Below are 17,986 nucleotides of genomic sequence, written 5' to 3' on the forward strand. Positions count from 1 at the left end.
AAGGAATTATGATGGGGCACAACAATAATTTAGATGGCCGTCTCTTAGATGCCAGTAGCCAAACAAGTATGGCTGCACCAGAAAATATGACGGCGTTGCCACCGTCAGGAAAATGGTTATGGCGACATCGCAGTGCATCTGTACTCGTCGAGAAGCGCTCGGTATGGGTTGCCATGCTGCTCATCGTGCTTTTGGCCGCCTTGGCCTTGTTCGCGATCAGTGTAGGTTCGGCCAAGATAACGTCTTGGGTGGCATTGAAAGCCCTGTTCGGTGAATCGAGCCGGATGGTGGACATCATGGTGTTTAAGATCCGTATGCCAAGGGTATTTGCCGTGCTGGTAGCCGGTGCTGCTCTGGGGCTGTCTGGCTGCCTGATCCAAACCTTGGTTCGAAATCGTCTTGCTACCCCCGATATGATTGGTGTCAACGAGGGGGCAACCTTGGCTATTACCTTTTTTACCCTTTACGTCACCGTGGGCGTCTGGCCATGGTGGGCAGCCCCTATTGGTGCCGTTGTTGCCGCGATTACGCTGTTTTTCTTATGTCGTAAACCGGGTGAGCAAGGCTATTTGTTTGTGGTTATAGGGATTGGGGTATCCGAGTTAATGCGGGCAATTGGCGAGTTTTTGATGTCGACGGAGTCCATTGTCCATGTCAGCAGTGTATATCTGTGGAGCATGGGAAATTTCGTCGGACAGGGTTACAACACCACGCTGCCTGTTGCTGGTTTGCTGTTGGCTCTGGTGCCTGTGGTGGTGTACTTCTCACGTCAGCTGGATGTGCTGCGTTTCGGTGGGGAAGTGGCACAGGGGCTGGGGGTGAATATTAACCACGTCCAGTTGGCTGTGTTGATGTTGGCGATTTTAATTGCAGCATTAGGGACAGCCATTGGCGGCCCGGTAGTGTTTATTGCGATGGCGGCCCCAATAGGTGCGAGCTATTTGCTCAAGGGACGGGTAGTTCCGCTTTGGACGGCGGCAATGCTCGGGGCAATGTTGCTGCTGATGAGCGATACCCTAGTTCGGGTCTTGGCCGATCCCCATGAAGTAGCCACCGGGATCATGACCCGCATTCTAGGGGGAGTTCTGCTGTTTATTTTTTTATTGCGTGACAAAGGAAAGGTCGACTGATGACGATGCTGGATATAGAAGGCGTAGGGTTTGGCTACGACAGTAAGCTGGTTTTCGATAACGTCTCCTTTGGCTTGGGACAAGGCAAATTGGTGGGTATTGTCGGCCCGAACGGTGGCGGAAAATCGACCTTGCTCAAACTGATGGCCCGCCAGTTGGAGCCAAGCTGTGGTCAGCTCCGGCTAAAAGGGAAAACGCTGGGCAGTTATTCGATGAAAGCGCTGGCCAAGCAATTGGCATTTTTGCCTCAGCAGCCCGTGAGTCCTGCGGGGATCACGGTTGAGCAGTTGGTTCAGTACGGCCGTCACCCTCACCAAGGCTGGTTTAATCAGTGGAGTGAAGAAGATGCCAAGCAGGTTGCAAGAGCCATTGCTTGGATGAAAATCGAAGACTTGTTGCAACAGCCAGTTGTCAGTTTGTCAGGCGGTCAGCGTCAGCGGGCTTGGCTGGCAATGATCCTTGCCCAGGATACCGATATTATTTTGCTTGATGAGCCGACCAGCGCACTGGATATCGGCCATCAAACAGAAGTGATGGAGAGTATCAGCAAGATGACCTCGCTGGGGAAAACTGTGGTGTTGGTGATCCATGATCTGGCGGCGGCGGCGCGGTATTGTGATGAGCTAGTGGCACTGGGAGAGCATGGTGTCGTCGCAGCAGGTGCGGTGGAGCAGGTGATCACCAAACCGCTTATCGACAAACTGTACGATACCAACGTCGATATTGTTCCCGCCCCATTCGACGGTGCGCCGGTGATAGTGCCTCGTCGTCATTTTTCCTCGCAGCATTGTTCTTCGCAGAATAGTGTCAAAGAGAGCTTGAGTGAGTCTTAGGTACAGGCACGCAAGATGGGTTAATGACCGCTTAAAATTTGTTTGATCTTGATGATCATCTAGTCGCAAATAGGGGGTGTACCATGCTAGGTACATCCCCATTGCTTTAGGTTTTATATAGCCTCAGCCATCAGCCTTCATTGGCAGCCATCTGACGGGGAAAGGCATGACGCCGTCGCTCGATAGCCTCTGCCAGCATCGTCAGCATCACTTCGGTATCATTCCACCCTAGGCAGGCATCTGTGACCGATTGGCCATAGGTCATTTGTGGGCTGATCTCTTGACGTCCTTCAACAAGAAAACTCTCGGCCATTACACCACTGACGGTGTGATCGCCTGTGCTGATTTGCTCGCATAGCGATTGGGCGACAAGCAGTTGTCTTTGGTGCTGCTTGAGGCTGTTGCCGTGGCTGCAGTCGACCATCACACTGGTATTGATCCCGCATGCTTGTAGCTGCTGACTGGCCGCCTGAATTGAATCGCGGTCATAGTTGGGGCGTTTACCGCCGCGCAAGATCAGGTGGCTGTCCGGGTTACCATGGCTTTGGATGGCATAAAGCTGACCGTTTTTTCCCATTGCACTGTACAGGTGGGGGTAGCGACTGGAGGTTATCGCATCTGTGGCAACAGCAATACTGCCGTCAGTGCCGTTTTTGAATCCGATAGGGCAAGGCAGGCCGGATGCCTGCTGGCGGTGAGGTTGTGACTCGGTCGTCCTAGCCCCTATGGCTCCCCAGCTGATGAGATCGGCCAAGTAGCTGAAACTGGTGGTATCGAGGAATTCGGTTGCTGTCGCTAAGCCCAATTCATTGAGGGCAACCAGTAGCCTTCTTGCTTGAAGCAGGCCTTTGCCGAGATCGTTGCTGCCATCTAAATCGGGATCAAACAACAGCCCCTTCCACCCAACAGTGGTTCTTGGTTTTTCGAAGTAGGCCCGCATCACAACGACAAGTTGATCCTGGTAGCGCTGCGAAAAAGCGGCCAATTTCTCGGCATAATCAATCGCAGCTTCAGTGTCATGGATTGAACAAGGGCCGATAACAACCAGCAACCTATCATCATGGCCATGAAGAATATCTCGGATAGCCTGCCTGCTGTCTGCGACGTGTTCTCTGATTTGGTCAGAGCATGGTACAGACTGCTGGAGCTGACCGGGAGTGGGCAGGGCTTGCCATGCCTGTGATCGTATCATTGTTGGATCGATTGCCATTTTAATTCCTTTAGTGTCATTGGGTTATGACATTGTCTCCCTATTGCTTCTAGGTACTGTTTCCAGGTATAGCTTCCTACTAAACAGCGCACATATATTGTTATTTGTCGGTGTGCTGGTGGCGCTGGGTATGGTAGCTATCTTCATCCTTGCCGTATCGCCAGTAAGGGATGGCATATATCTGTTGGCGGTTGACATCCAGCTCGTTGCGGGCCCAGCGGCGCAGCCCCAGTACAATGCTTTCTTCCCCACCAAACCAGAAGTAGCTGTTCTCGGTGGTGAGTGCCTGTTGGCGGAAGCTGTCGATTAACGGCGCTGTTTCGTCGGGTTTACCTATGAACCAGCGCAGCGCGAGGTTAGGTGGACAAGCAATATCTTGGATATCCCGGGCATCGCTAACTTGGATGGCAACATAGCCTTGGCTTGCTGCAGGCATCTCTTCAATCATTGCGCTGATGGCAGGCTGTGCGGTGAGATCGCCTGCGATGTAGTAATACTCGGCAGGTTTGCGCATCGGGTGCGGACCGCCGGGAGGCGAAATACCCACATGATCGCCGGGCTTGGCTGTAAGGGCAAAGCGGGAGGCCGGGCCTATTTCGCCGTGGAGGGCAAAGTCGATATCGATTTCATGTTGTTCACTTCGCAGTTGGCGGATAGAAAAGGTGCGCAGGATAGGCTTGTCTTCAGGTGATTGCCACTTGGGACCGGTTGGGGTCATGTCGGGCAATACTGGTTGTTGCTGTTCGGGTTTGGCAAGCATTAGCTTGATATGGGCGCCGTTACTGCATTCAGGATAGTGTGCGAGTTGCTCTGATGTAAAACAAATCCGCCGATAGTTTGGACTGAGATCGGTGATAGTTTTCACTGTTAGCAGAACGGGGTGACGCTTGGGGGCATGTCCATCTTGCGGCATGCTAGCTCCTTAATTGCTAATGATATACATTCGCGTTTGATTATACAGATTCAGCAAGCTGATAAAAGTAAAAAACTGATTGATAAAGAGAATTTTCTTTGGGGGGAAGGCAGATAGCATTTTTCGGAAAAGAATGAAAAGTACAGCCTTTTTAGCTTTTGGAACATAGTGTCCAAAAAGCTGTACGTAACTTTTAATCATTAATAATCAGGTAGTTAAGGTTTGCTAAGGAAGAGGGAATAAAGCTGATGCACAATGCGTACATTAAAAAGGTGGATTTCAAACAATAAGCTGAGCTGAGGGGATAGCTCTCATTTCGGTGTCTTTCAATAGGTCGCGGCTCGCTGTCTATTGTGATAACGGCTAAAATAGCCCTTCAGCTAAGACCCTATTAGTAACCCATTAGTACAACCCCTATTAGTAACAAAAGGTATGGCTATGACAGCGCCCCAGAATGACACCTCCCATGTAGACAGCGATCAGCTGACAGAAATAGCCATTGCCTACTATCAGGATGGGGCAACCCAGGAAGAAATCTCCAAGATGTTCGGGATGTCGCGGGCCAAAGTGGGCCGCTTGCTGCGTCGTGCCCGGGATGAAGGGGTAGTGGAAATCACGGTGAAATACCACCCGGTGTTCAGCGAAAAGCTGGAGCAGCAATTGGTCGAGCGTTTTAATTTGAAACGCGCCTTGATTGCCCTTGATCAGCCTGATGACGAGAGCCAGCGCCAACAGGTCGCAAGCCTGGTATCGAGTTACCTGTCCTCCATTTTGACCGATGACATGGTGGTCACCGTCGGGCAGGGGCGTAATATTGCCTCAATTGCCAGCCATGTCGGTGTGGTTCCCCATCGCAAATGCCGCTTTGTTTCGGGTATCGGTGGTACTCATCGCTCCGGTAACGCCATCAATGCCGATCATATCTGCCGCCTACTGGCCAAGAAATATGACGGCATCAGTGAAACCCTGTATGCGCCGGCTTATGTCGAGGATATCAAGGTAAAAGAAGCCTTTATGAAAAATGGTACAGTAAAGGAGACGCTTGATCGCGCGAGACGTGCAGATGTTGCATTGGTGGGCGTTGGTGATATGAATGAAAACAGCCATATGGTCAAGCTGGGCTGGTTCACTCCCCAGGAGATTGTCGAGGCGCGGATCCGCAAAGGGGTCGTGGGGGATATTGCCGGCTATGACTTTTTTGATAGCCAGGGGCGCCGTGCCGATACCATGATGAGCGACCGGGTAATTGGTCTTAGCATGGAAGAGCTCAGACATATTCCTACAGTGGTTGTCACTGCTGCCGAGAACAGCAAAGCCTTGGCCTTGCTGGGCGCATTGCGGTCCGGTGTGGTCGATGTGCTGGCGACCAGTGTCAGCAACGCCCTGACCATTTTGAACCTGGATCAACAGATGAAGTAATGATCGGAAAATGAATATTCGATCCAAAATGATCAAGCTGCCTGCGGGCAGCTTTTTTGTTGCTTGCTATGCTCAAAAGTATGCGGATAAAAAAGTAACAAAAGGATCAGACAGGCATGAGGTATTTTTTTGCCCTTCTGTTAGGGATTACGATAGGCTTGCCCGCCGTGGCAAGCCCATGGGAGAAGGTGGAAGCGCCTTCGCAAGGTCAGTCGGAGTCAATTGGTACTTACAATAACGGTTGTCTTGCCGGGGCCGAGCCTTTGCCGTTGGAGGGGGAGGGCTATCAGGTGATGCGATCGCAGCGGGGGCGTTATTACGGCCACGAATCGATGATCCGCTTCCTCCATGATTTATCAAAAAGCGTCCATAAACTCGAGCTGGGCCAGTTGCTGGTCGGTGATATCGCAATGCCTCGGGGCGGGCGTTTTTCGTCGGGCCATAACAGCCACCAGACTGGCCTTGATGCGGATATCTGGCTCAAGCTAAGCGATGGTCCACTTAGTGAGGAAGAGCTGATTGATGTCCAGCCCTTGCCAATGGTGCACATCAAGCAGTACAAGATAAACAAGAAAAACTGGGGGGATAAACAAGCCTTGATGGTCCAGCTTGCTGCGGCGGATGAGCGGGTCGCCAGAATTTTTGTCCATCCGGTGATCAAAGAGCAGCTGTGCCAGCGCGAATGGACGGACAGGAATTGGCTGCAGAAAGTCAGGCCGTGGTGGGGACATTACTACCACTTCCATGTCAGGCTCCATTGCCCAGACGGTGACAGCAGTTGCAAAGCGCAGACTCCACCTCCACCGGGGGATGGTTGTGGTGCCGAGCTTGCCTCCTGGAAGCCTAAGCCAAAAGCGAAGAAAGAAAAGGTCGCCAAGGTGAAGAAAAAGCCCAAGCCCAAACCGGTCCCGCCAGCACAATGCTTGGCGTTACTGCGGACACCAACAACGGGATGATTGGAAGTTAACTCCTTGCAATAGAGACAAAAAAAGCGCCGTTCGGCGCTTTTTCTTTTATGCCAATCCCTGCAGGGTGACAAACTTTTCGAACAGCGCTTCGTCTGTTTCGACGTTGTCGGGATCGGTAATAATACAGTTGGTGATCGGACACACCGACTGGCACGTCGGCTTGTCGTAGTGTCCTTTACACTCGGTGCATTTATTGGGGTCGATCTCGTAGATTTCGTCCCCCATGGTGATCGCCTCGTTCGGACACTCGGGATCACACATGTCGCAGTTAATGCACTTACTGGTAATAAGCAGTGCCATGGTGATTACTTACCGTCTTTTGGTGCGTGTGGGTTTCGGGTGTTCTCACCTGAGTTTAGGTTACGCATCAGCAGGCCGTATTCCAGATCCATATCTTCCGGTACTGGGATAAAGACGAAGTGGCCGTTACCCTTGGCGTCAGTGACCGCTTCAGACTTGCGGTTTTCCATCGCTTCAAGAGTGAAGATCACGTTGCCCTGCGGTGTCATTAGCTCAAGGCTGTCACCGACCACAAACTTGTTCTTCACTTCTACTTCTGCCAGATCACCGCGGCGCTTGCCGGTGAACTCACCGACAAACTGCTGGCTGTCAGAGATTGAGTAGCCGTAGTCGTAGTTTTGGTAAGCATCGTGAGTGTGACGGCGCAGGAAGCCTTCGGTGTAGCCGCGGTGGGCTAGGCTTTCCAGCGTGCCCATCAAGCTTTCGTCGAATGGCTTGCCAGCGACTGCGTCATCAATCGCTTTACGGTAAACCTGTGCGGTACGGGCACAGTAGTAGAACGACTTGGTACGACCTTCGATTTTCAGCGAGTGAACGCCCATCTTGGTCAGGCGGTCAACGTGCTGGATAGCACGAAGATCTTTCGAGTTCATGATGTAGGTGCCGTGCTCGTCTTCAAACGCCGCCATTTTCTCGTCTGGGCGGTGCGCTTCGCTTAGCAGTACGACTTCGTCGGTTGGCTTGCCGCGGCCGATCGTTGTTTCAGGACGCTCGTCCTGCACTTCAATCGCTTGGGCATCGCTTGGGTTGAATTCTTCAACGATCTGGCCTGCGTCGTTTTCCGTGCCTTTTTCCACTTTGTATTTCCAGCGGCAGGCATTGGTGCAGGTACCCTGGTTAGGGTCACGTTTGTTGATGTAGCCAGATAGCAGGCAACGGCCAGAGTAAGCCATGCACAGTGCACCGTGGACGAAAACTTCCAGCTCGGTTTCAGGGCAGTGCTCGCGGATCTCTTCGATTTCTTCCAGAGACAGTTCGCGAGAGACGATTACGCGCTCAACGCCATTGGCTGCCCAGAACTTCACCGTTGCCCAGTTTACGGCGTTCGCCTGAACTGATAGGTGGATTGGCATCTCAGGGAAGTTCTCGCGCACCATCATGATAAGACCTGGGTCAGACATGATCAGTGCATCAGGGCCCATTTCCACAACCGGCTTCAGATCGCGAATGAAGGTTTTCAGTTTAGAGTTATGTGGCTGAATGTTACATACCACGTAAAGCTTCTTGCCTTGGGCATGAGCTTCGTCGATACCGATTTTTAGGTTCTCGTGGTTGAACTCGTTGTTACGTACACGAAGGCTGTAACGTGGCTGGCCGGCGTAAACAGCATCTGCACCATAGGCAAATGCGTAGCGCATGTTCTTCAGGCTGCCCGCAGGCGATAACAATTCAGGTTTAAACATAGCTCTTATATTCCAGTGTCTGATTGCAAATCAGGCCGTATCGCAGGGGGATACGGAGTTGAGGCGGGATTTTACTGTGATCTACCCCTCAATAGCAATGCTAACACCGAATTAGGCAATCTTTCTTGGCTGAAGACTGTAAATGGTTATTTGGAAGGGATTAGCCGCAGGGAGAGATGTACTGTGAGGGTGACGAGAAAGTGAAAAATGTGGCACTGAGAAAATCAGTGCCACAAGAGTTCGGGTATGCAGTTAGGCTTTGGCTTCCAGGCCGCCAAGAACCTCGAACAGGTTTGGCAAGAATGCGGAGAATTCGCCAGCCATCAGCGATAGATCGGCATCAATACGCTGGGCCATTTCATCGCGGTCGATATCGTCATTTTGCTCTTTCAGCTCATCAGAGAACTTCAGGCGCTTGATAGACAGGTCGTCTGCCAGAACGAAGTCGATACGGTCCTGCCAGTTGATAGACAGCTTGGTCACCAGCTTGTCGGCTTCGATGTGGGCCATGATCTCATCGCTTGATAGATCCTGCTGCTTACAGCGGATCACACCACCGTCTTCCAAAATGGCTTTGAGCTCGGCTTCTTCGCCGATGGTAAAGCCGTTTGGCGAGGTGTTTGAACGTACCCACTCAGTCATGGTCAGCTCGGCCGGTTTTTCAGGGGTAACCGGGATAACTGGCAGGCTACCGATAGATTTACGCAGCAGCGCCAGCAGATCTTCGGCTTTCTTGAAGTTACCAGCATCAACCAGTACGTAGCCTTCTTTAGGCATGATCAGCGCGTAAGTCTGGCTCTTGCGGCTGAAGGCTCGCGGTAGCAGATCCATCACGATTTCATCTTTGATGGTGTCTTTTTCGCTTTTCTTCAGTTTACGGCCTTGTTCGGCTTCCTGGGCTTCTACTTTCTCGTTCAGTGTCTCTTTGATCACTGACGCTGGCAGCATCTTTTCTTCTTTGCGTGCACAAATTAGGATGTTGTCACCAATTACATGGGTGAACATGTCGCCGTGCTTACCCAGTGCGTGGACCCAACCAAATTTTTGCTGATCTTGGCTGCCACACGGGGTAAAGCGGAACTCTTCAAGTTGCTTCTCAAGTTGATCAGGATTGAGGTCGATCTCGCGGCTGAAGCGATAGGTAAGTACGTTTTTAAACCACATCATGGCTGTTACAAATCCTTGGTTGTGCATTTGGCTGTCAATCTTATTGCATTGGTTGGCTTTTGTCTTAAGTTTTCGTGCTCAGTGGCTTGGGCATTACGCAAAGTGCGGTACAATCCAAATCAGTGTTTCCATAACGGCATATCGACCGCAATGAAGATCCTCCATACCTCCGACTGGCACCTAGGCCACCAGCTGCACGGCTATAACCGCGATTACGAGCACCAGGCATTTCTTGACTGGCTGGCGCAGACCCTTGAGCAAGAGCAGATCGATGCCCTGCTGGTGGCTGGTGATATTTTTGATACCGCCAACCCGCCGGCCAGTGCCTGGCGGATGCTATACCGCTTCCTGGCACGGATGGCGAAAAGCATGCCGGATTTAAATGTCGTAATGATTGGTGGCAACCATGATTCGCCGAGCAAGCTAGATGCCCCGCACGAGCTGCTAAGGGCATTCGATTTGCACATTGTCGGTGGGATTCACCGCCAGGCGGACGGCGAGCTCGATACCGAGCGGATGTTGGTCCCGCTAACCAATAAAGCCGGTGAGCAAGCGGCATGGGTATTGGCGGTACCTTTCCTGCGCAGTGCTGATCTGCGTACCGAAGATCTGGATGAAGAAGACGATCGCCTGATCAAAGGGGTGGAAGCCCTCTATGGGGAAGTGACCGAGGCGGCGCGCCAGCTCCAGACACCGCAGCAGGCCTTGATCGGCATGGGGCACGCCTACATGGCATCGGGTAAATTGTCGGAAATGTCAGAGCGCCGGGTGCTCGGTGGTAACCAGCATGCGTTGCCTGCTTCTATTTTTGCCGATGATATGGCCTATGTGGCGCTAGGCCACTTGCATTTAGCCCAGCGCGTGGCGAAGAAAGAGCAGGTTCGCTATAGCGGTTCGCCATTGCCTCTGTCGATGTCCGAGCGAGGCTACAACCACCAAGTGGTTATGGTCGAGCTTGATGGTGCAGCGGTTGCCGGCATCGAGTCTGTCTCTGTGCCACGGGCTGTTGATATGCTCAAAGTGCCTTCGTCACCGGCCCCGCTGGAGCAGGTGCTTGAAGAGCTCAAGGCGCTGGATGTCGATGAGCGTCCGCGCGAGCAGCAACCGTTTTTGGAAGTGCACATCCAGTTAGATAAACCACAGGCTCTGCTGCGCGAAAAAGTGCTTGAAGCCCTGGAAGGCAAGGCTGTGAGGCTGGCTAAAATCACTCCGCATTACCAGCAGCAACAAGCACAAAATGGTTTGGGCCAGCGTCGCCTATCCGATGTGACGCCCCAGCAGGTGTTTAGCTTGAGCTGGAGCCAGAAATACCAAGGCGAGCCGGATGAGGCAATGGCCGCTGCTTTCGAGAGCCTGTTGATTGCCGTGGAAGACAGCGATGCTGTCGAGTCGTAAGCCAGAACAAGAAAGAGAACAACAATGAAAATCTTAGCGCTACGTGGTGAAAACCTGGCGAGCCTGCAGCAGCCATTCGAGATTGATTTTGCCGGCGGCCGCTTGGGCGATGCGGGTTTGTTTGCCATTACCGGGAAGACCGGTGCTGGTAAGTCGACCTTGCTTGATGCGATTTGCCTTGCGTTGTACGACCGCATCCCCCGCCTTCAGTCCAACAAGAAAAACGATGCGGAGATTGGCCGCGACGGTGACAACGGCCGGATCAAAGCCAACGATGTCCGCAGTATTTTGTCGCGCGGTAAGGCCGAAGGGTTTGCCGAAGTCGATTTTGTTGCCAACGACGGCAGCCACTGGCGGGCGCACTGGCATGTTCGCCGTGCCCGGGGGCGTGCCGATGGCCGCATCCAAGCCTCGGAGCAATGGCTGGAATGTCTGGAAACTGGCCAGCGTTTTGCTGGCAAGAAAGCGGAGCTACAAGCGGAAGTCGAGCGCTTGGTCGGACTGTCGTTCGAGCAATTCCGCCGGGCAGTAATGTTGCCGCAGGGCGAATTTGCCGCCTTCCTAAAAGCCGGGGCCGATGAACGTGCGGCTTTGCTCGAGCGTATGACCGGCGGTGAGATATATGGCCGCCTATCCATGGCCGCTTATGAGCGGGCGCGGGATGAAAAGCAAAAGCTCGAGGCCTTGCAGGCCCAGCTTGGCGATATTGAGCTGCTTGATGATGAGCAGAAAGAACAACTCTCCGGCCAGCTTGAAGCCCTCAAAGTACAGTTAGGCCAGTGGGAAACCTCTCTGGCGGCGTTGACCCAGCACCAACAGGCGCTGCAGACCCAAACCCGGTTGCAGCAACAGCAACAGGAAGCCGAGCAGGCATTGGCTCATGCCGAAGAGCAGCTTAAAGAGGCGGCGCCGCGTCAGGAGCAGCTAAAACAGATAGCCAAAGTCCAACCTGCCCGCAGTGATTTCACCTTGTTGCAGCAAACCCAGCTGCAGCTAAGCAAGCTGCAGGTATCGCTCGGCAAAGCCCGTGATGAACTGGCGCAGCACAAACAGGGGCTGTTGGACGCGGATAACCGGGTACAGGGTACCAAGCAGGCATTGGCAAAAGCCAAGCTACATTGGGATGAGCTTGAGCCGAAACTCAAGCAAGTGGCTTTGCTCGATGAGCAATTGGCTGCCGGGCAGCGCCAGCTGGCCGAGCTGGATGCCGACCACCAGCAACAGCTCAAAACATTCAATGAACAGCAGCAGGCGGCTGAGCAGAAAAAACACCAGCGCCAGCAGCTGCAGCAACGCCATCACCAATTGGCGATGGTGCTAGAGCAAAACCGGGAGCTGGCCGGGGTTGCTGAGCAGTATCAGCCCGTACTGGATAATCTGGATCAGTATTTGTCCGCGCACCGGACGCTGGCGACCCTGTCGCGCGAAAAGCAGCAACTGCAGTTCGAGCAGCAGTCCCATGACCGCAATGCCACGATGTTGGAGGCTCAGCAGAAAGAGGTTAGCGGCCAGCTTGATGCGGTGACCAAGGTGCTCGATGAGCTCAAGGTTGAGCAGCAAGAGCAGGCGATTGCCGATAGTCAGAAACAGTTTGCCAGCAAGCAAGCCGAGCTTGATACCCTGCGCCAGGCAATGTCGGGTACCAAGGAATGGTCTACCTTGCTTGAGCAGATGGAGAAACTGAAAGCCGAGCATCAAGAGCTGAGTCAGCTCAAGCAGCAGGCAGAAGCCAGGCTGGAGGCGTTGTCGCCAGAAATGGAGCAGCTCATGGCTCGTTACCAGGAGGCCGAACAGCAGCTGCAGCAAAGCATGGCAGTGGTTAACCTCAGCGAGTACCGCAGCCATTTACAGCCGGATTCGCCTTGCCCGCTGTGTGGTTCGCTCGAACACCCCTATGCAGAGCAGCACCCGGTTGTCGAAGGCTTGCTCCATAGCCAGCAGCAGCGCTTGCGTGAATTGCAGCAGTTGTTGCAAAACGGCGAGGGTGAACGTCGTCATCTGCAGCAACAACTGCCACAGTGCCAGCAGCGCCTGGCGGTGATCGACAATGAGCTGGCACGTTACCGTGCCTACAGCGATCAAATTGTCAGCCAGCTATTGGCCATGCTTGAGCAGGTTGAACTCTCTACGCCGTTGACCGCAGAAGCCGAAAGCCGCCACCTTAACGACCAATTGGTGCAGTGGCAGCATCAAGCCGAGCAGGCATATAACGAGATCAGGACGTTGCAGCAGGGTATGGAAGCAGCCCAGCAGCAGCTGCAACAGGGCCGTCAGTTGCAATACCAGCGCCAGCAGCTGCAGCAGGCAGAAGCCGAAATCAAAGAGCATATTCACCAACAAACGCAGGCCAATACCCAGCGCACCGAGCGATTGCAGTCGATTGAGCAGCAGAGCCAGACCCAGCAGGATATCCTTACCGCCCGTGGTGAAGCCTTAAACGAGCAATACGGTAATAACCAGTGGTTGGATATGCTGCGCCAGCAAGGTGCCGAGCAATATATCCAGCAGCTCAAGCAGCAAGTCGAGCACTACCTGTCGAGCCACAAGGCCTTGCAGGAAGTGGAGCGAGAGCTCAATGAGCTAGCCCCGCAGCTTGCCGAGCTGGAAGCGAATATGGCAGCCAGCTATAAGCAGGCGCTCGAAAAGCAGCAAAAGGCAGAGCGGTTGCAGCAGCAGGTTCAGTCACTGTGGCAACAGCGGGTCAGCGTGTTCGGTGAGCACGCGGCTGATGCTATTGAGCAGCAGGCCAAAACCGCGGTATCGGAAGCCCAGCAACAGCATGAACAAGCCGAGCGTGATCAGCGTCAGGCTGGTGAGGCCATGGCTGCCGCGACGGCGGCCTTGGCTGGCCTTGAGCAGCAAGATCAAGAACTATCGGCTGAGCACCGTCAGGTCGTCCATAACTGGTTGGGATGGCAGGAAAAACTGTCGCTTAACGAGCACCAGCTGATGCAACTGCTTAGCAAGGACGAGGCGTGGTTGGAGCAAGAGCAGGCGGCGCTCAAAGCACTCGATAATACTCGTACCGAAGTGGCAACGCGGGTCCATGAGCGTGTGAGTGCGATTGAACAGCACAAGGCGTTGGCGGAGCAGGCCGAGCAGTGGTTTGCCGGTCATGATATCAACAGCGAAGTACTGGCCGAAGATGACATCGCTGTGCGTCAGTTGCGTGAGCAGTGGAACAGTGAAAAGCTCTCTTGTGATGAGCAGATCTTCCAGTTGCGCCAGCGCTTGACCATGGCCGAGCAGGCTCTGCAGCAAGCAGGGGAGCTCACCGACAAAATGGCTGCTCAGCAGAAGCAAACCGAGCTGTGGCTGCAGATGAGCGAGCTGATCGGCTCGGCAACCGGTAATAAGTTCCGCACCTTGGCCCAGGGCCTCACCCTGCAGCAACTGGTGATGCTGGCCAATGAGCACCTGCATGACTTGGCCCCGCGTTATGCGTTGCAGCCGGTACCGAATAGCCCATTGGCCCTGCAGGTGGTCGATCATGATATGGGCGATGAAGTCCGTAGCGTGGAGTCATTGTCCGGCGGCGAAAGCTTCCTGGTATCGCTGGCGTTGGCGCTAGCACTGGCCTCGCTGGCCGCTGATACCCGCCAGCTCGGATCGCTATTTATAGATGAAGGCTTTGGTACGCTGGACCCAGACAGCCTGGAGATGGCCTTAGCTTGCCTAGATGCATTGCAGGCCGACGGCCGCCAGATCGGGGTGATATCCCATGTCGGTACGCTGGTTGAGCGCATCGGTGTACAGGTCGCGGTTGAAGCCCTGGGGGGCGGCCGGAGCCAGATCCGGGTGAGGGGATAAGGTTGGGGCAGCCTGCTGCTATACAGCAGGCTGATTCTAATTGTCTTTTTTATCAATACGTTGCAATTGAGTGCAACATAGTGCTATATGACAGTATGATATACGTTCAGTTACGTATTTCTCCGCGAAAGTCACAAAAGTGTCATACTTAACACACATAATGGCGCTCGAAAGACAGCAATTAATAGGTATTGAAAACGATGGTAAGACGGATTCTTGTTGTAGAGGATGAAGCTCCAATCCGCGAGATGCTTTGCTTCGTTCTTGAGCAGAAGGGATATCAGGCGATTGAAGCCGAAGATTATGACATGGCGCTGGAAAAACTGTGCGAACCCTATCCGGAGCTGATTTTGCTCGACTGGATGTTGCCAGGTGGCTCAGGAATTAATCTTATCAAGCACTTGAAGCGTGATGAAGTGACCCGCCAAATCCCGGTTGTAATGTTGACTGCCCGTGGTGAGGAAGAGGACAAGGTACGCGGCTTGGAAGTCGGTGCGGATGATTACATCACCAAACCGTTTTCACCAAAAGAGCTGATGGCACGCCTGAAGGCGGTAATGCGCCGGGTATCACCGACTTCTCTGGATGATGTGATTGACGTTCAAGGCCTTAAGCTTGACCCAGTATCACACCGCGTGACATCCAATGAGCAGCCGCTGGACATGGGGCCAACCGAGTTCAAGATGCTTCACTTCTTTATGACCCACCAAGAGCGTGTATACAGCCGCGAGCAGCTGCTGAACAACGTTTGGGGCACCAATGTGTATGTTGAAGACCGCACTGTCGATGTTCATATCCGTCGTCTGCGCAAAGCGCTGGAGACTGGCGGTCACGATAAACTGGTTCAGACGGTGCGCGGAGCGGGTTACCGTTTCTCGACCCGAGTATAGTAGTAACAATCAAGTAGGCGCACGGCGGGCAACGCGGTGACGGAGTAATAAATGGTAGAACGGCTGTCGTGGAAGAAGTTAGTCTGGGAACTACTCTTTTTCTACTTGCCTTGGATCGCACTGGGGTGGGTATTTGGTTACATGCCCTGGTTCTTGCTGGTCGCAACTTGGATCCAGTTAATCTGGCATTTTCATAATTTATTGAAGATGTCCAACTGGTTATGGAAAGAGCGCAGTCTGACGCCGCCTTCGGGCTCGGGCAGTTGGGAGCCTCTTTTCAATGGGATTTACCGTTTACAGCAACGTAACCGACGCCGTCGCAAAGAGCTGGCAACCTTGATCCGCCGTTTCAGAAACGGTGCGGAGTCCCTTCCTGATGCTGTTGTTGTCTTTCGCAGCGAAGGGAACATCGTGTGGTGCAACAAGCTTGCCCAGCACCTGCTTGGTTTCCGTTGGCCGGATGATGCCGGCCAGCCGATTAGCAACTTGCTGCGCAGCCCAGACTTTGTCCGCTACCTGAGCAAGCAGGCGTTTGAGACCCCGCTCGAAATCACTTCTCCGCTTAACTACGACCGCACCCTTGAATTGCGGATCATGCACTACACCGAGGGTGAGTATCTGATGGTGGTGCGTGATGTGTCCCAGGTTAAGCAGCTTGAAGGGATGCGCCGCAACTTCTTTGCCAATGTTTCCCATGAACTTCGTACACCTATGACGGTGCTGCAGGGTTATCTGGAGATGTCGAAAGATCCTGAGATGCTGGTGGGGCCGATGTGGGATAAAGCCCACGGGGTAATGACCGAGCAGCTGACCCGGATGAATTCTTTGGTCGAACAGTTGCTGACCCTGTCGAAAATCGAGGCGGCGCCGAATATCGAGCTGGAAGAAACCATCGATGTGCCGGCTATGCTGGATGTGCTTGAAAAAGAAGCGATTTCACTCAGCGGCGGCGAAGAGCAGCTATTTACCTTTGAGGTGGACAAATCGCTCAAGGTGCTGGGTGATGAAGATCAGCTGCGCAGTGCGATTTCCAACTTGGTGTATAACGCAGTTAAGCACACCCCGGCAGATGCCGAGGTGAAGGTGCGCTGGTACCTGACTTCAGCTGGCCCAAGGCTCGAAGTGACTGACCAAGGGCAGGGCATCGAGCCGCAGCATATTCATCGACTGACCGAACGTTTCTACCGGGTAGACAAAGCCCGCTCGCGTGAAACAGGTGGTAGTGGATTGGGGCTGGCGATTGTTAAGCATGCACTTAGCCATCATGACTCACATCTAGAAATAGAGAGTGAAGTGGGTGTTGGCAGTACGTTTGCCTTTACCCTGCCTCAGCGATTGATTGCTAACGCAGCATAAAGCTTATGCAGCACAAAGCTAGCTCAGCAAAAAATATGCTAAAGTATTGAGCGGCCCAAAGGGCCGCTTTTGTTGTTTTGAGGAGTCACACTAATCGAATGATAAACCGGATCAGGCAGGCCATGGCCCGATGGCAGAAAATCACCTTCTTTGTATTGCCAGCCGCTATCTTGGCCGCAGCAGGCCCGGTGCAGGCGGATCACCGCCCATTGCCCCATTACACCAAGGTAAAAGGGATCTCCGGTAATTTATCGTCGGTCGGCTCCGACACCTTTGCCAATCTAATGACCTACTGGTCGGAAGAATTCAAGCGTACCTACCCAAGTGTGAATATCCAGGTTCAGGCTGCTGGGTCGTCTACTGCACCCACTGCATTGATTGAAGCCACTGCCCAGTTCGGGCCGATGAGCCGGCGGATGAAGGCTAGGGAAATCGCGGCGTTCGAGCAAGAATACGGTTACAAGCCAACGGAGATCCGGGTCGCAATCGACGCCCTGGCGGTGTTCGTTAACGAGGACAACCCGCTGCAGGGGCTCGACTTCACCCAGCTTGATGCTATCTTCTCCCAGACGTTGCGTTGTGGCGGTAACCAAGCGATCACCCGGTGGGGACAATTAGGACTGACAGGCAGTTGGGAAAAGCGGAGTATTCAACTGTTCGGGCGTAATTCGGTCTCTGGTACTTATGGTTATTTTAAGCAAAAGGCCCTGTGTCAGGGGGACTTCCGCAACAATGTCAATGAACAGCCGGGCTCGGCTTCGGTCGTGCAGTCGGTCTCGACATCGCTCAACTCCATTGGTTACTCCGGGGTCGGTTACCAGACCACGGGGATCAGAGCGCTGCCTATCGCACGCAAGGGCAGTGACTATGTTGCGCCGACTATCGACAATGCCGCCAGCGGTCGCTATCCATTGGCCCGTTATCTGTATGTCTATGTTAACAAGCATCCTGATCGGCCATTGCCACCGCTCGAGAGCGAATTTATCCGCTTTATCCTGTCGGACCAAGGGCAGGATCTGGTGAAGAAAGATGGTTATGTTCCGCTTCCCGCAGAAGCCGTGAACCAAACCTTGCTGGAGTTGGGGTTAGATAAATAACCTGCATAGAAAAAGCCGGAGTGACTGAAATCGCTCCGGCTTTTTTGATTTTGATATTTTTTGATTTTGATATGTTTTGAATAGGTTGGCGAATT

General features: G+C 53.4%; 14 protein-coding genes. 9 read left to right on the forward strand and 5 right to left on the reverse strand.

Going from position 1 to position 17,986, the window contains the following annotated elements; translation table 11 throughout:
• The first annotated feature begins 11 nt into the window (after window positions 1-11).
• Window positions 12-1,130, forward strand: a complete 1,119-nt coding sequence (locus tag R2X38_RS20355; RefSeq protein WP_317524187.1) for an iron ABC transporter permease — start codon at window positions 12-14, stop codon at window positions 1,128-1,130.
• Window positions 1,130-1,963, forward strand: coding sequence for an ABC transporter ATP-binding protein (locus R2X38_RS20360; protein WP_317524189.1), 834 nt, complete (start codon window positions 1,130-1,132; stop codon window positions 1,961-1,963). Before R2X38_RS20355 ends, R2X38_RS20360 begins: the two co-directional genes overlap by 1 nt.
• A 130-nt stretch (window positions 1,964-2,093) precedes the next feature.
• Here the strand turns inward: R2X38_RS20360 and R2X38_RS20365 are convergent, their stop codons facing one another.
• Entirely contained in the window at window positions 2,094-3,173 is a 1,080-nt protein-coding gene (locus R2X38_RS20365; RefSeq protein ID WP_317524190.1) for a 3-deoxy-7-phosphoheptulonate synthase, read from the reverse strand.
• Window positions 3,174-3,273: 100 nt separating this feature from the next.
• The gene (locus R2X38_RS20370) at window positions 3,274-4,086 is read right to left on the reverse strand and encodes a siderophore-interacting protein (protein ID WP_317524191.1); all 813 of its coding nucleotides are present in this window, start codon (window positions 4,084-4,086) and stop codon (window positions 3,274-3,276) included.
• A gap of 438 nt (window positions 4,087-4,524) precedes the next feature.
• Here R2X38_RS20370 and R2X38_RS20375 point away from each other — a divergent pair, with 438 nt between their 5' ends.
• Together R2X38_RS20375 and mepA are read left to right on the forward strand one after the other, a co-directional pair.
• Window positions 4,525-5,505 (forward strand): sugar-binding transcriptional regulator, encoded by a 981-nt coding sequence (locus tag R2X38_RS20375; protein WP_317524192.1) that lies wholly within the window; start codon window positions 4,525-4,527, stop codon window positions 5,503-5,505.
• Window positions 5,506-5,621: 116 nt separating this feature from the next.
• A complete protein-coding gene (gene mepA / locus R2X38_RS20380; RefSeq protein WP_317524193.1) occupies window positions 5,622-6,461 on the forward strand; it encodes a penicillin-insensitive murein endopeptidase in 840 nt (279 codons plus the stop codon).
• 57 nt (window positions 6,462-6,518) lie between these two features.
• Here the strand turns inward: mepA and R2X38_RS20385 are convergent, their stop codons facing one another.
• The 3 genes from R2X38_RS20385 to rdgC form a co-directional block, all read right to left on the reverse strand.
• Window positions 6,519-6,773, reverse strand: coding sequence for a YfhL family 4Fe-4S dicluster ferredoxin (locus R2X38_RS20385; protein ID WP_317524194.1), 255 nt, complete (start codon window positions 6,771-6,773; stop codon window positions 6,519-6,521).
• 5 nt (window positions 6,774-6,778) lie between these two features.
• The gene (yegQ, locus tag R2X38_RS20390) at window positions 6,779-8,176 is read right to left on the reverse strand and encodes a tRNA 5-hydroxyuridine modification protein YegQ (RefSeq protein ID WP_317524195.1); all 1,398 of its coding nucleotides are present in this window, start codon (window positions 8,174-8,176) and stop codon (window positions 6,779-6,781) included.
• Window positions 8,177-8,428: 252 nt separating this feature from the next.
• Window positions 8,429-9,340 (reverse strand): recombination-associated protein RdgC, encoded by a 912-nt coding sequence (rdgC, locus tag R2X38_RS20395; protein WP_317524262.1) that lies wholly within the window; start codon window positions 9,338-9,340, stop codon window positions 8,429-8,431.
• 153 nt (window positions 9,341-9,493) lie between these two features.
• Between rdgC and R2X38_RS20400 the strand changes: the two genes are divergently transcribed.
• The 5 genes from R2X38_RS20400 to R2X38_RS20420 all read left to right on the forward strand — a co-directional run bounded on the left by R2X38_RS20400 (window position 9,494) and on the right by R2X38_RS20420 (window position 17,891).
• The gene (locus R2X38_RS20400) at window positions 9,494-10,738 is read left to right on the forward strand and encodes an exonuclease SbcCD subunit D C-terminal domain-containing protein (protein ID WP_317524196.1); all 1,245 of its coding nucleotides are present in this window, start codon (window positions 9,494-9,496) and stop codon (window positions 10,736-10,738) included.
• Window positions 10,739-10,762: 24 nt separating this feature from the next.
• A complete protein-coding gene (locus R2X38_RS20405) occupies window positions 10,763-14,548 on the forward strand; it encodes an AAA family ATPase (protein WP_317524198.1) in 3,786 nt (1,261 codons plus the stop codon).
• 200 nt (window positions 14,549-14,748) lie between these two features.
• Entirely contained in the window at window positions 14,749-15,438 is a 690-nt protein-coding gene (gene phoB, locus R2X38_RS20410; protein WP_317524199.1) for a phosphate regulon transcriptional regulator PhoB, read from the forward strand.
• A gap of 51 nt (window positions 15,439-15,489) precedes the next feature.
• Window positions 15,490-16,794, forward strand: a complete 1,305-nt coding sequence (gene phoR, locus R2X38_RS20415; protein WP_317524200.1) for a phosphate regulon sensor histidine kinase PhoR — start codon at window positions 15,490-15,492, stop codon at window positions 16,792-16,794.
• Window positions 16,795-16,916: 122 nt separating this feature from the next.
• Window positions 16,917-17,891: a PstS family phosphate ABC transporter substrate-binding protein gene (locus tag R2X38_RS20420; RefSeq protein ID WP_411185656.1), complete on the forward strand. Its 975-nt coding sequence runs from the start codon at window positions 16,917-16,919 to the stop codon at window positions 17,889-17,891.
• The last annotated feature ends 95 nt before the right edge of the window (window positions 17,892-17,986 follow it).

This window comes from Photobacterium rosenbergii (genome assembly GCF_033022775.1).
Taxonomy (GTDB): domain Bacteria; phylum Pseudomonadota; class Gammaproteobacteria; order Enterobacterales; family Vibrionaceae; genus Photobacterium; species Photobacterium rosenbergii_A.

Excerpts from the sequence above, each read along its gene's own strand:
- R2X38_RS20375 (WP_317524192.1), top strand. The coding sequence starts at position 4,525 with ATGACAGCGCCCCAGAATGACACCTCCCATGTAGACAGCGATCAGCTG.
- phoR (WP_317524200.1), top strand. The coding sequence starts at position 15,490 with ATGGTAGAACGGCTGTCGTGGAAGAAGTTAGTCTGGGAACTACTCTTT.
- phoB (WP_317524199.1), top strand. The coding sequence starts at position 14,749 with ATGGTAAGACGGATTCTTGTTGTAGAGGATGAAGCTCCAATCCGCGAG.
- R2X38_RS20365 (WP_317524190.1), bottom strand. The coding sequence starts at position 3,173 with ATGGCAATCGATCCAACAATGATACGATCACAGGCATGGCAAGCCCTG.
- mepA (WP_317524193.1), top strand. The coding sequence starts at position 5,622 with ATGAGGTATTTTTTTGCCCTTCTGTTAGGGATTACGATAGGCTTGCCC.
- rdgC (WP_317524262.1), bottom strand. The coding sequence starts at position 9,340 with ATGTGGTTTAAAAACGTACTTACCTATCGCTTCAGCCGCGAGATCGAC.
- R2X38_RS20385 (WP_317524194.1), bottom strand. The coding sequence starts at position 6,773 with ATGGCACTGCTTATTACCAGTAAGTGCATTAACTGCGACATGTGTGAT.
- R2X38_RS20370 (WP_317524191.1), bottom strand. The coding sequence starts at position 4,086 with ATGCCGCAAGATGGACATGCCCCCAAGCGTCACCCCGTTCTGCTAACA.
- R2X38_RS20355 (WP_317524187.1), top strand. The coding sequence starts at position 12 with ATGGGGCACAACAATAATTTAGATGGCCGTCTCTTAGATGCCAGTAGC.
- R2X38_RS20420 (WP_411185656.1), top strand. The coding sequence starts at position 16,917 with ATGGCCCGATGGCAGAAAATCACCTTCTTTGTATTGCCAGCCGCTATC.
- R2X38_RS20405 (WP_317524198.1), top strand. The coding sequence starts at position 10,763 with ATGAAAATCTTAGCGCTACGTGGTGAAAACCTGGCGAGCCTGCAGCAG.
- R2X38_RS20400 (WP_317524196.1), top strand. The coding sequence starts at position 9,494 with ATGAAGATCCTCCATACCTCCGACTGGCACCTAGGCCACCAGCTGCAC.
- yegQ (WP_317524195.1), bottom strand. The coding sequence starts at position 8,176 with ATGTTTAAACCTGAATTGTTATCGCCTGCGGGCAGCCTGAAGAACATG.
- R2X38_RS20360 (WP_317524189.1), top strand. The coding sequence starts at position 1,130 with ATGACGATGCTGGATATAGAAGGCGTAGGGTTTGGCTACGACAGTAAG.